The sequence below is a fragment of the Microcoleus sp. N3A4 genome, assembly GCF_036701805.1.
GTDB lineage: Bacteria > Cyanobacteriota > Cyanobacteriia > Cyanobacteriales > Microcoleaceae > Microcoleus.
The window spans coordinates 1-12,181 of sequence record NZ_JAUBRJ010000122.1 but is presented as its reverse complement, the minus strand read 5'-3'; the positions used below and the strand labels follow the sequence as shown (position 1 = coordinate 12,181).

The following is a 12,181-nucleotide window of genomic DNA, read 5'->3' as shown; positions in this document are numbered from 1 at the left end:
TAATTTTAAATCACCCTAACCTTCCGTCAGTCCTATCCTATGGTACTCTCGCTGCTTAAAAACTGTCCGAAGTATTGGTTAGCTAAAACATTTATACTAACAGCGATGTTCTGGTTCGTTGTGATATTGTCATTTACCGCTGTGGGAGGAGTATTCACAGGCTCTGGCGGTAAATTGATGATGTTGAGCAAGATGCTCACCAAGTCCTCATTCGTCGTGGTCTTAAGGAAGTCGCCTCCGGTGGTGTCTGCTATATCCTCAAGGGCAGACGTATCAACACCATTAGGGCCAGTGAATATTGTAAATATTTGAACTTGTGCAGTCGTTGGAGTCGTCGGATCAGGAGTGATGGGATCGTCATCGTCGGATGGCACAAATGGGAAAGGGGGATTAGCGTCGGAGTCACTTGAATAACGTCGTTGTTGTGTACTGCTCGAACCGTTATCTCCCAACGCAAGGGTAAAGGTATCGACTGAGCCGCTCGATCCCGCTACGGAGGAACGCGCTCCTACCGTGGCTCCAATACTACTAGCAAGCGCGTTCACTTGGCTAGCTAGGGCGCCGTCTTTCGCTGGTGCGTCTGTAAATAGAGCGATCCGAAGCACGCCTGCGCCAAACCTCCATTTCCCCATAGACCCGTCTAGCGCAACACGAAGCCCGTCAAAGGCTGTCTCCGGCAGGTCGCCGCCACCGCCTACAGTGATGCCATTTATTGCTGCAAGTGCGGCGGCTTTTCTGGCGGCAAAGTCGTCTTGATTTGTAAACGGGAGAATAACCTGTGACGGTTCCCCACTGATACTGTCCTTAAACCCGACCACCCCAATGCGACCATCATTCTTGCCGCCAGCGAATACTGCATCAATAAGTGAAGATGCCTGCGCCTTCACTCTTCCTATCGATGAACCCATGCTGCCTGTAGTGTCGATCACAAGAGCGAAATCGGTTTGGAAGGTAAGACCACCCTTTGCAAGTTTGTATGTCTTGCCGCCGTCAAACTGCAGGAATTCGACGTTTCTCAGCGTATCTGAACCAGCGTCCTTTGCACCACGTGCATGGCTAACTGACCAAGAACCATCTGAATTTTTCTGGATGTCGTAGTCAGTTTCCTTCCCAAAATAAACTCCAGTGTCTGTACCAGCGCCTCCGCTCAACGTATCATTGCCGCCAGCGCCAAACAAAAAGTCATTGCCGTCACCAGACAGAAGAGTGTTAGGAGATGGCCCTCCGATTAGCAGGTCCCTCGACGTACCGAGTGAGGCCGTACTTATGAAGGGCTCATCCTCAGTTTTGGCGGCATCGATCGCTGCGCCATTCGTATACTCATAATTAAGTTTATGGAGTCCCTTATCGTCAAATGCACGGAAAGAAACCTGTTCGGGGAGACCAAGTTCCTTGTAAATCTGATTTGCAAACCTAACAGTATCTCCTTTGTAATCTAAAGATGTGAAATTATCTGTTTTTCCAGTCAGCGCATGAACAAGCTCATGTAATAAAGCCGTGGTTAACGTATCTGGTACGGCTTTGCCAGTCGTATTGATGTAAGTTGAATTGTTCAACCTTGCAAAATCAATTTCCACTTGGCCAGTACCAACATTACCACTAGGAGTAATTATAACAGTACCCTGAAGCTGTCCCGGCACGAATTTTATGTCTATTGTATTCCCCGGAGCAGCATTAATCCAGGTATCGAACATAGCCTTAGCTATAGGCGACTTGCTGTATGCTGTCTCCAAAACTGCGAGAATCTGTGCCTCTTGGGGGGCAGTAAAACCTGTGATCGTCGTCTTTTGAGAATAAAGCCAAGCCATTTTTTTTCTCCTTAGTAAAGGTTTTTAACCCGGTATTGATCGAGGGTGAATATGTCTTTGAGATCCAGAACGCTTTCGTAGCGGATCTCTGTTTGTGCTGATGTGAAAAATTGGTCAACGAGGGTCTTGGTAAGCTCGGTATATCCGCTTGCTCCCCGCTCAAGGACGGATACAAGAGCGGATTTCACCTGCCTAGAGAAAGGACCGCGCGTGCTTTGAAACGCATGGCGAAACAGCCAAAGGATTTCTGGTGGCAAGCGCTTTGAAATACTGGCTAGGGCGGCAGGCCGGGCTTGAGACGGTGCAAACAGCACAGAGTCGGTGTAATCTTTTACAAATTGCTCGAACATGGGCTCATCAATCGGAAGCAGAGAATTGGTGGGCGAGGCACGTATGCCCGACATCAGTGCTTGATCGAACATAAACTGTCGTTCGCTCCAGAGGAACACGGCACGCACAACGAGCCTGGGCGATCGGCTGAACGTGAGTTTTACCCAAGGACTATCCACATACCTGGTACCATTAGATTGTGTACGCTCTAAGTTGAACGGCCCTTCGATTGGCGGACTCACGTATGTGACCAGCCGACGGTAAACGAAAAAAAGCTTGACTTCAGGAGAACTTTTCAAATCCCCGTGGCACTCTGCCATTCCGTCAATCTTGGCCCTGACGTGTTGGGAAATGGTAGTTACATAGTTCTTGAAAGGTGAATCCGGCAAACTGGCAACGGACGTGCCAGAAAACTCCCTCCAGCCCGTTTCGTCGATAATCTGAATTGAAGTTTGCACATTTTGGCAGCTCTGCTGAGAGTACGTACTTTTCATCGCGAACACGTTGATTAGTAACGAGGCCATAAATATTATGGCGATAGTCTTGTACGATCGAATTCTTAAATTGAGTGGCATCATGAAACTGTTCCCTCAACTTTCTTGTCCAAATCAACGTCTAACACGTCTTAATTTTGATGTTTGCCAAACCAACTCCTTTTAGCTCTTTGAGAAAAATAAGTGTTGCAATGAAATGAATTAAGGATCTCTGCCTCTTCGGAGGTAGTATAACCCGTGAACGTCGTTTTTTCCGAAAAGCTCCAAACCATGATTTTTTTCCTTAGTGAAGTCGGTTAACCCGGTATTGATCGAGGGTGAATAGGTTTTTGAGATCGAGAACGCTTTCGTAGCGGATCTCTGTTTGTCCTGATGTAAAAAATTGGTCAACGAGAGCCTTGGTAAGATCGGTATATCCGATCGCAGCCTGCGTAAGGGTGGAGTTAAGAGCGGAGACTACTTCCACCTGGAACGCAGATAAGCTGCTTTGTCGCGCATTACGAAACAGCCAAAATATTTCTGGTGGCAAGCGCTTTGAAATACTGGCTTGGGCGGCAGACTGGGCTTCTGGAGACCGTACAGCCAGCACAGAGTCGTAATCTTCTACAAATTGCTCGAAGATGGCCCGATCGATCGGAACCAGAGGATTGGTGGGCGAGGCACGTATGCCCGACATCAGTGATTGGTCGAGCAGAAACTGTTGTTCGTTCCATAGGAACACCGCACGCACAACGAGCTTGGGCGATCGGCTGAATGTGAGTTTTACCCAAGGACTTTCCAAATTCCTGGTATCATTAGATTCTGTACGCTCTAAGTTGAACGGTGCTACGATTGGCGTGGATGTGACCAGCCGACGGTAAACGAAAAAAAGCTTGACTTCTGGAGAACTTTTCAAATCCCCGTGGCACTGTGCCATTCCGTCAATCTTGCCAGAGACGTGTTGGGAAATTGTAGTTACATAGTTCTTGAAAGATGAATCGTACAGGGACGTGGCAGAAATCCACCTCCCGCCCGTTTCGTCGATAATTTGAATTGAAGTTTGCACATTTGGGCAGCTCTGCTGAGAGTACGTGCTTTTGATAGCGAGTACGTTGATTAGTAACGAGGCAATAAATATTATGGCGATAGTTTTGTACGATCGAATTCTTAAATTGATTGGCATAATGAAACTCTTCCCTCAACTTTCTTGTCCAAATCAACGTCTAACACCAATTAATTTTGATGTTTGCCAAACCAACTCCTTTTAGCTCTTTGAAAAAAAGAAGTCTTGCAATGAAATGAATTAATTTAAGCTGTTCTGCATTTAAATTGTATGTCAAAATTAATCCAATTGTCGAACATAGTCTTAGCTGTGGACGAACCGTCGTATGCTGTCTGCAAAGCGGCAAGGATCTGTGCCTCTTCGGCGGTACTAAAACCCGTGAACGTCGTCTTTTGAGAAAAGGTCCAAGCCATAATTTTTGTCCTTAATGATGCTGGTTAATTCGGTATCGATCGAGGGTGAATATGTCTTTGAGATCGAGAACGCTTTCGTAGCGGATCTCAGTCGTTTCTGACGCAAAAAATTGGTCAACCAGAGCCTTGGTAAGATCGGTATATCCGTTCGCTGCCTTCCCAACAGCGGAGCTAAGAGCACGGGCCACGATGGCGGAGAAAGGACCGCGTGTAGTTTGCAACGCATTGCTAAACAGCCAAAAGATGTCTGGTGGCAAGCGTTTTGAAATACTGGTTGGGCTGGCAGATACGGCTTCTGGAGACGGTACAAGCAGCACAGAGTCGATGTAATCTTGTACAAATTGCTCGAAGATCGGCTCATCAATCGGAAGCAGAGGATTGGTGGGCGAGGCACGTATGCCCGACATCAGTGCTTGATCGAACAGAAACTGTCGTTCGTTCCAGAGGAACACGGCACGCACAACGAGCCGGGGCGATCGGCTGAACGTGAGTTTTACCCAAGGACTATCCAAATGCCTGGTACCATTAGATTGTGTGCGCTCTAAGTTGAACGGTGCTACGGGCCCAGTCGTGGATTTGACCAGCGGACGGTAAACGAAAAAAAGCTTGACTTCTGGAGAACTTTTCAAATCTCCGTAGCACTGCGCCCCATCGTCAATCTTGGCCCTGACGTGTTTGGAAATGGTAGTTACATAGTTCTTGAAAGGTGAATCCTGCAAAGTGTCAATGGACGTGCCAGAAAGCCGTTTCCCGCCCGTTTCGTCGATAATCTGAATTGAAGTTTGCACATTTTGGCAGCTCTGCTGAGAGTACGTGCTTTTGATAGCGAGTACGTTTATTAGTAACGTGGCAATAAATATTATGGCGATCGTCTTGTGAGATCGAATTCTTAAATTGACTGGCATAATGAAACTCTTCCCTCAACTTTCTTGTCCAAATCAACGTCTAACACCAATTAATTTTGATGTTTGCCAAACCAACTCCTTTTAGCTCTTTGAAAAAAAGAAGTGTTGCAATAAAATGAATTAATTTATCGATTTATTTGTTTTTATGGCGTTGCTTAATCAGGGTATAAAAAAAAATAAGTTTAACATCCAGAAGCTTTGTGGATACTGGTTTCTATGACTGGCATATTTAGCCTTTCATACCGTAAATCAGCAACGCCGTTTTTATTGCGTAATATCTAGCAACTACTAGTCATTGCCATCCTGAGCAACTCGATAAGCAAGAGAAACCATACCTCTTATCTAATAAGATGTATAGCTGTTGTAATAAAAGTTAACACACTGCCTTCTTGGGAGCATCCCATTTTTGCTTTCATATCATGGAGGGTTGCATCAGAATAATATATTTGGATGATCTAGCGCGCTCACGTCGTCTCGCTCGCTATTACAAGTTTCCGACACTCGTAGTGGAGAGATCGAAATTTTAGACTCTGGTTCAAGCTCCTAGATTCATCTGTGGAGTCAATCGATTTTAGATTTTAGATTTTAGATTTTAGATTTTAGATTTTAGATTTTAGATTTTAGAATTGAAGCATTGACCCCACGGATAAATTCGGGGGCAAGTTTCATCGGATACAGGTTTTTTATTTCTGGACGGATGAATCCGGGGGCTTGTATCCTGGATGCTTTCGGTCAATCGAAAATTGAAAATCGACTGACCGTATTTTACAGCGGTGTACCGAAAGTGGGAAGGGTGCATAATTTTATACATTACAGTTAAGTAAACATAATTTGTGGCAGCAGACCTGATATGCTAAGTTTGTCTCAAAACAGCAGCGAGTTAAGAAAAGCATAAGTTAATATATAGCTCTTCTGGGGTAGATGAGGTATGACTGATAATTGGTAATTGGAGTTGTTAGGCACTTATCTCACTTACTGCATAAGCACGATCGGAGGGCTAAAGCCCAACTACGTACCTCACTTACTTGAGAACCGCTATATAAGACCGCAAGCTTGTTATCCCACTAAATTTTTTATGTGAAAGGCGTATGCCAGACCTCTCGACTCCGGCTACAGAAAACTCCTCAAACCCCCAACCAGCTCTGCTGCCGCCGATTTTAAGAATTTTTGCAGCATTTCCAGATTACGATCGGGGCAATAGATTGTACGCATCGGGAAGGTACGAAGCGGCAGTCCTTTGCTACGGAAAAGCGGTTCAAATTAAGCCGGACTGGGCCCGGGCGTGGCTGAATCTGGGCAAAGCTTACAAACAACTGCACTCCTACGCAGAAACCGTAGCCTGCGCCGATCGAGCTACAGCAATTAATCCCGAAGAATACTGGGCTTGGATGCTGCGCGGGACAGGGCTGTTAAGTTTGCAAAATCACTCTGAAGCGATCGCGGCTTTCGACACCGCAATTCAAATCAATTCAGAAAAGCACGAAGCTTGGTATCAGCGGGGCCGAGTTTTAGAGGAATTGCAGCAGTGGGATACAGCCGCAAGCTGTTACAAAAGAGCAACCCAAATTCATCCGAATTTGCCCGCCATGTGGTACCGGCAAGGCAACGTGTTGCTGCAAGCGGAACGCTACGCTGAAGCCGTGGCGGCTTACGAGCGCGCGCTGAAACTCGTCCCGACTAATTGGGAAGCTTGGCTGAACCGAGGTTTGGCTCTGATGAAGGCGGAACGCTACGCTGAAGCTGTAACTTCTTACGATCGCACCATTCAACTGCAACCGCAAAATAGTCTGGCTTGGTTCAATCGGGGCATTGCTTCAGCAAAATTGCACAAATATGCAGAAGCGGTGACAGCTTACGATCGCGTACTGCAACTGCAACCCAACGACTGCGAAGCTTGGTTTTATAAAGGAATGGCCCTCAAACACCAGTGGCGCGATGGGGCAATTGCTTGTTTCGATCGGGCAATTCAAATTAATCCTTTTTATCCCGAAGCATGGATCGGGCGCGGTCAAACACTGTCAGAATCGAGAGATTGTGAAGGGGCGATCGCTGCTTTTGACAAAGCCATTCAAATTAATCCGAATTTTCCCGAAGCTTGGCTGGGTAGAGGCATCGCCCTGGCAGGATTGGAACTCTACAAAGAGGCTATTATCGCTTACAGCAATGCCCTACAAATTGAAGGTAATTTTCTAGAAGCTTGGAATTTGCGAGGCGAAACTCTGGAAAAATTGCAGCAATACGAAGAAGCGATCGCCTGTTTTGATAAAGTAATCTCTCTGAGTTCGGAAGCAGAAATTACATCAAGAGTAGGTTTGCAGCAAGGCGCAGCGCTGGAAAAATTGCAGCGTTACGAAGAAGCCGTCGCAGCTTACAACCGCGTAATTAAAATCGTGCCAGACAATTTTGAAGCTTGGTTGAAACGCGGCAACGCTATGTCAAATTTGCAGCAGTACGAACAAGCTCTCGCATCATACGATCGAGCAATTACTATCTGGCCGGACAACTATCAAGGCTGGGTGCAGCGAGGTCTGCTACTAGGGGAAATGCAGAGGTATTCCGAAGCACTCGTCGCTTTTGACCAAGTGATTCAACTCAAGCCGGACAACTGGGAAGCTTGGGCGCAGCGGGGCGACGTTTTGCAAAAATTGCAGCGCACTCAAGATGCCATTAGCTCTTACGGAGTCGCCCTGGAAATCAAACCCGATTACTACGAAGCTCTAGTCAGTCGAGAAGAATTGAGACTGAAAGACGCGATGTCAGGAAAGTGGTAAGTAGGTAGCAAATAAACTTTGGTATGTCACATAATGTGTATTGCTATCATAACCGCAAGCGAATTGCGACGTTTAACGAACAATATTGGAACTCTTGCAAAAATAATTAGGACGGGCTCTTCGGCCCATCCCACAAGAGTTATTTTTTCTTGTGGGATGGGCAGAAGAGCCCGTCCCATCAATTGATAAAAAGGATTTTTGCAAGAGGTCTATTATTGAAGGACGACAACCAAGTTTTAACTTAAAATCAGTAACAAGAGTTTTAAATGATGGCTCTTGTTTGTATCTAGATTTGTATATTTTTGCTCATAAAGAACAGCTTAAACCTGATAGATTAATTATTTTATGTGAAGACGTAACAGACACTGCTGCTCTTCAGTCAAGTATGGTTCCGGCAGTAAATAAAAACAGTATTAAAGTTGATTGCTTGGCTACGGCTCGCGATTATATTGATAAATTTTTTGATTCTCTCAATGATATTTTATTGGTGACAACGGGAGATGGAAAAATCAAAAAAGTGAATAAATCCACCCAACTATTATTTGGATATACCGCATCTGAATTAATCGATCGACCCATTTCGATGATTACCGGTGACGAGGAATTATTGCGTCATTCGATTTTAGATTTTAGATTTTAGATTTTGGATTGACTTGCGCGAGATTAATTCGGGGGCTTGAGGATTTTAGATTCCAGATGCTTTCGATTGATTCCACGGATCGATCGCGTGGCGGGTACCATCAATAAATTCGCTTGTCAAGCGCAAATATGCGGAACAAGAATTGCAAGAAGCTGAAGCTTCAATCCGATTTTTGTACGAACAAGAAAAACCGCAAAGTGAAGAATTAGCTTGGCAAAACTTAGCTTTAGAACAAGCCAAATTAGAATTAGAAGCCGCTAACATGGAATTGCAGCGGCTCGCTTCGGTGGACGGATTGACTCAAATTCCCAACCGCCGCTGTTTTGACAAAACATTGGAGTTAGAATGGCCGTGGATGGAGAGAAAAAGAGTCGCTGTCTTTAATTTTGTGCGATATCGATTTTTTCAAACTTTACAACGATCGTTACGGGCATCAAGGAGGCGACGAATGTTTAAAACAAGTGGCCGAGATTTTAGCCGCCCGCTACGGCGGCGAAGAATGTGCGGTAATTTTGTCGCGAAGTGATATGAAAGGAGCAATGCCGGTAGCGGAAGCAATTCGCAGCGATTTGAAAGCTGCGGGAATTGTTCACGCTGCTTCTAAGGTAAGTAAGTTTGTAACAGTTAGTATCGGGGTAACTAATGCTGTGGCTGCTGGTTTATCGATTGAGGGGTTAATTGGAGGGAGAAGCCGATCGATCGCTTTATCGAGCTAAACTAGAAGGGCGCGATCGCATAGTTTACCTAGACTCAAAGAGAGAATATCAGGGCGGGAAAGGAGTATTTTCTGATGATTGTGAGAGAAGCTAAAATCGCTGACGCACCTGCAATTGCACGGGTAAATGTAGACACTTGGCGGACAGCTTACCGAAAAATTGTACCGACAGATTACCTCGCCAAGCTGTCCTATGAAAAAGGAGAAAGCCGTTGGCAAGAAATCCTGACCAACGTCAAAAATACCGGGGTTTTTGTCTGCGTTGCTGAGAATGACTCGGGACAAATTGTGGGTTTTGCTGCCGGTTGTGCCGAGCGCACGGGTAAATATGTATATAAAGGAGAATTATTTGCCATCTATATTTTGGAGGAATATCAGCGTCAAGGAATCGGACGGCAACTCGTGAGAACAGTTGCCACAAAATTGGCAGAATTAAGTTTGAAATCGATGCTGGTTTGGGTACTAAAAGACAATTCAGCCTGTAAATTTTATGAATTTTTAGGAGGTGAAAAAGTGGACGAACTGGAAACAAGTAGAGCAGGCGTTGCACTCAAAGAAATTGCCTACGGGTGGAAAGATATCGCAGTGCTGATCGACACGGCTGTATGACCTAAAAAGTGGAATTTTTATCAATCATCGATCAAACTTCCCCTCTTCATTTGTTCCCGTTCAATTGCCTCAAACAAAGCTCGGAAATTCCCAGCTCCAAAACCTCCTGCTTGCACCTGTTTGCCGTTAACTAAAGCAACTCGGCGCTCAATAATCTCGAAAAAGAAAGTTGGTTCTGCAAAAATTGGCTGAGTAAAGATTTGCAGCAGCATGGCTGCGGGAGTATTTTCTTGCCAATCTGCCAAAACTTGACAAGCTGCAATTGCTTGCCAATCTGCGGGCAAATAGTTTTGCCGCTGCTGCAATTCGGAGTAGTATGTTGGAGGAACCGGCAGAAAAGGCAAACCGCGCGATCGCAAATCGGCAACAACACCAACGATATCAGCAGTTTGCAAAGCCATGTGCTGAATTCCCGGCCCCCGATTTGCACTCAAAAACTCTTGAATTTGAGAATTAGCTGATGCCGGTTCATTAATCGGGAATTGCACCCCACCTTCAGCGTGAACCATAACTTGGCTCCGCAAAGCCGATTTCTCAGTCTGAATGTCAAAATTTTGCTGGGGTCGAAAACCTAATATTTTTTGATACCAACTAGCAGCACTTGACAAATCACCCGCTTCAACATTTAACACTACGTGGTCGATCATGGTAAACAGCGGCAGCTTAGGAGAAGCTTGTAGCGGTGAATTCTCGCCAATTCGCTCAACGAGCGTATGGCTTAAATCTCCCCAACCAGCGATTTTTGCCCGCTTAAAATAGCCTCTTTCGTTTAGGTCTTCTTGAATCGGTTCCAGGATTTTAGCGCCTTCAGCAGCCGCTCTAGCTACCGCTAATTCGATATTTTTTACCCGAAAACCCACATCGGCAATCCCTGGAGGATGAAACTTCAACCAACTAGCAGCAGGACTAGCGGGTGTCAGGGGCGAAGACAACACAAAACATACATTGCCACTGCTGACAGCTTCAGTGTGAGTGTGGCTATTGGCATAACCTGCTATTGATTGAAAGCCTAACTGGCCGACAAACCAGTCGCGGGATACTTTAGCGTTTTCAACGTAAAATTGAATGCGATCGAACTCCATAATCAATAATTGAAAATGGAAACTGAAAAATGGAAAATCGGCTTATTTTCAGTGCGAAACTGCAAGGGAGGGACTGAGGAATGGATATTTGTCATATTTTTTATTGTACACCCGCTTAATAATAACCTAAAGATGGAATATTTTAGCTCCCTCTGAAGGCAGAAATAAGTCGGCACTTAAAAGAAACCCGGTATCTGCGATAACTTGGGTTTGGCGGCGAGGCCTTCGCCAACAAGACTAAGGCAAAAAAATGGTTTGACGCGCGAATTATAGCCGTAAGGTGCGCGGCAGAAGAGCACCCTACATAATTAGGTGTTCTCCAAGTTCTCCAACCTAAAGATGTCATATTTGTTTTGCCTTCAGCTTCCGCTGTCTTCTGCCTTCCAATCACTCCTCAATCGCTAAAAGAACAAATGACTTTCCGGCTGAATATTAATCTCCATCGGTACAGCTTGCGGGTCAGCCGAAAGAGCAAACATAATCGCATTTGCAGCAGTTTCGGTACTCAGCATTTTTGATCGGTCTACCTTCAAACTCACATTATCCCAAAACGGAGAATCTACCCCGCCAAAATAGAATAGCGTAAACTTAATGCCGTAGCGCCGCAGCTCATCTGCCATGCACTTGCTAAAACCAACTACCCCAAACTTTGAAGCGCAATAAGCCGTTCCCATCGCCATCGAATGCTTGCCCAAAATCCCGATGACATTGCAGATGTGGCCGGATTTGCGCTCTTTCATCACATTCGCCGCTGCTTGAGATGTGTAAAAACTGCCTTTCAAGTTCAAGTCAAGCATTGCATCTAAATCAGCGGGTTCTAACTTGTTCCACTGCTTGAGAATTCCGGCACCGGCGGCGTTTACGAGAGCATCAATTTGTCCGAAATGTTTCACAGTTGTCTGCATCAGCGTCTCGACTTGCTGAAAATCAGTGATATCTGTAGGTACTGACAGTACCTCTGTTGCCGACGACAATTCGCCAGCTAAAGCGTCTAACCGACTGCTGTCTCTGGCGGCGAGCACTAGCCTCGCACCCGCATCGGCGAGTTTGCCGGCCACCGCTGAACCGATGCCGCCAGTTGCACCCACCACCACAACCACTTTGTCCTGCATATCCCTTTACATTTCTTTACGTCCAGATTGTATGATAACTCAAGTTATGGGAATGGGGCATGGGGCATGGGGCATGGGGCATGGGGCATGGGGCATGGGGCATGGGGCATGGGGAACAAATAACAAATAACAAATCACCAATAACCAATAACCAATAACCAATAACCAATAACCAATAACCATTAGACCTCTTGCAAAATAATTTTATGCTATAATCAAGGGTTTGGCTTAAGTGGAGCAGATTGCAGGTTATAGCTAAT

Annotated in this window: 12 protein-coding genes; 4 read left to right on the top strand and 8 right to left on the bottom strand. The window is 45.6% G+C overall.

What is annotated here, in order from left to right; all coding sequences use genetic code 11:
• Positions 1-32 precede the first annotated feature (32 nt).
• The 5 genes from QUA56_RS35225 to QUA56_RS35205 all read right to left on the bottom strand — a co-directional run bounded on the left by QUA56_RS35225 (position 33) and on the right by QUA56_RS35205 (position 4,875).
• Complete coding sequence (locus QUA56_RS35225; RefSeq protein ID WP_333368289.1) at positions 33-1,808, bottom strand: hypothetical protein; 1,776 nt, start codon at positions 1,806-1,808, stop codon at positions 33-35.
• Positions 1,809-1,819: 11 nt separating this feature from the next.
• Complete coding sequence (locus QUA56_RS35220; RefSeq protein ID WP_333368286.1) at positions 1,820-2,716, bottom strand: hypothetical protein; 897 nt, start codon at positions 2,714-2,716, stop codon at positions 1,820-1,822.
• A 199-nt stretch (positions 2,717-2,915) separates the two neighbouring features.
• Positions 2,916-3,794: a hypothetical protein gene (locus QUA56_RS35215; protein ID WP_333368283.1), complete on the bottom strand. Its 879-nt coding sequence runs from the start codon at positions 3,792-3,794 to the stop codon at positions 2,916-2,918.
• 125 nt (positions 3,795-3,919) lie between these two features.
• Positions 3,920-4,087: a hypothetical protein gene (locus tag QUA56_RS35210; protein WP_333368280.1), complete on the bottom strand. Its 168-nt coding sequence runs from the start codon at positions 4,085-4,087 to the stop codon at positions 3,920-3,922.
• 11 nt (positions 4,088-4,098) lie between these two features.
• Complete coding sequence (locus tag QUA56_RS35205; RefSeq protein WP_333368278.1) at positions 4,099-4,875, bottom strand: hypothetical protein; 777 nt, start codon at positions 4,873-4,875, stop codon at positions 4,099-4,101.
• 1,205 nt (positions 4,876-6,080) lie between these two features.
• Between QUA56_RS35205 and QUA56_RS35200 the strand changes: the two genes are divergently transcribed.
• Both QUA56_RS35200 and QUA56_RS35195 read left to right on the top strand, forming a co-directional pair.
• Complete coding sequence (locus QUA56_RS35200) at positions 6,081-7,763, top strand: tetratricopeptide repeat protein (RefSeq protein ID WP_333368275.1); 1,683 nt, start codon at positions 6,081-6,083, stop codon at positions 7,761-7,763.
• A gap of 151 nt (positions 7,764-7,914) precedes the next feature.
• Complete coding sequence (locus tag QUA56_RS35195; protein ID WP_333368272.1) at positions 7,915-8,403, top strand: PAS domain-containing protein; 489 nt, start codon at positions 7,915-7,917, stop codon at positions 8,401-8,403.
• Positions 8,404-8,448: 45 nt separating this feature from the next.
• Here QUA56_RS35195 and QUA56_RS35190 read toward each other — a convergent pair whose 3' ends face one another.
• Positions 8,449-8,667, bottom strand: coding sequence for a hypothetical protein (locus QUA56_RS35190; RefSeq protein WP_333368270.1), 219 nt, complete (start codon positions 8,665-8,667; stop codon positions 8,449-8,451).
• 122 nt (positions 8,668-8,789) lie between these two features.
• Here QUA56_RS35190 and QUA56_RS35185 point away from each other — a divergent pair, with 122 nt between their 5' ends.
• Together QUA56_RS35185 and QUA56_RS35180 are read left to right on the top strand one after the other, a co-directional pair.
• On the top strand, positions 8,790-9,119 hold the full coding sequence (locus tag QUA56_RS35185; protein WP_333368267.1) for a diguanylate cyclase: 330 nt from the start codon (positions 8,790-8,792) through the stop codon (positions 9,117-9,119).
• A 74-nt stretch (positions 9,120-9,193) separates the two neighbouring features.
• Entirely contained in the window at positions 9,194-9,727 is a 534-nt protein-coding gene (locus tag QUA56_RS35180; protein WP_333368264.1) for a GNAT family N-acetyltransferase, read from the top strand.
• A gap of 20 nt (positions 9,728-9,747) precedes the next feature.
• Here the strand turns inward: QUA56_RS35180 and hppD are convergent, their stop codons facing one another.
• The gene (gene hppD / locus QUA56_RS35175) at positions 9,748-10,809 is read right to left on the bottom strand and encodes a 4-hydroxyphenylpyruvate dioxygenase (protein WP_333368261.1); all 1,062 of its coding nucleotides are present in this window, start codon (positions 10,807-10,809) and stop codon (positions 9,748-9,750) included.
• Positions 10,810-11,210: 401 nt separating this feature from the next.
• Positions 11,211-11,921 (bottom strand): SDR family oxidoreductase, encoded by a 711-nt coding sequence (locus tag QUA56_RS35170; protein WP_333368257.1) that lies wholly within the window; start codon positions 11,919-11,921, stop codon positions 11,211-11,213.
• Between the last annotated feature and the right edge of the window lie 260 nt (positions 11,922-12,181).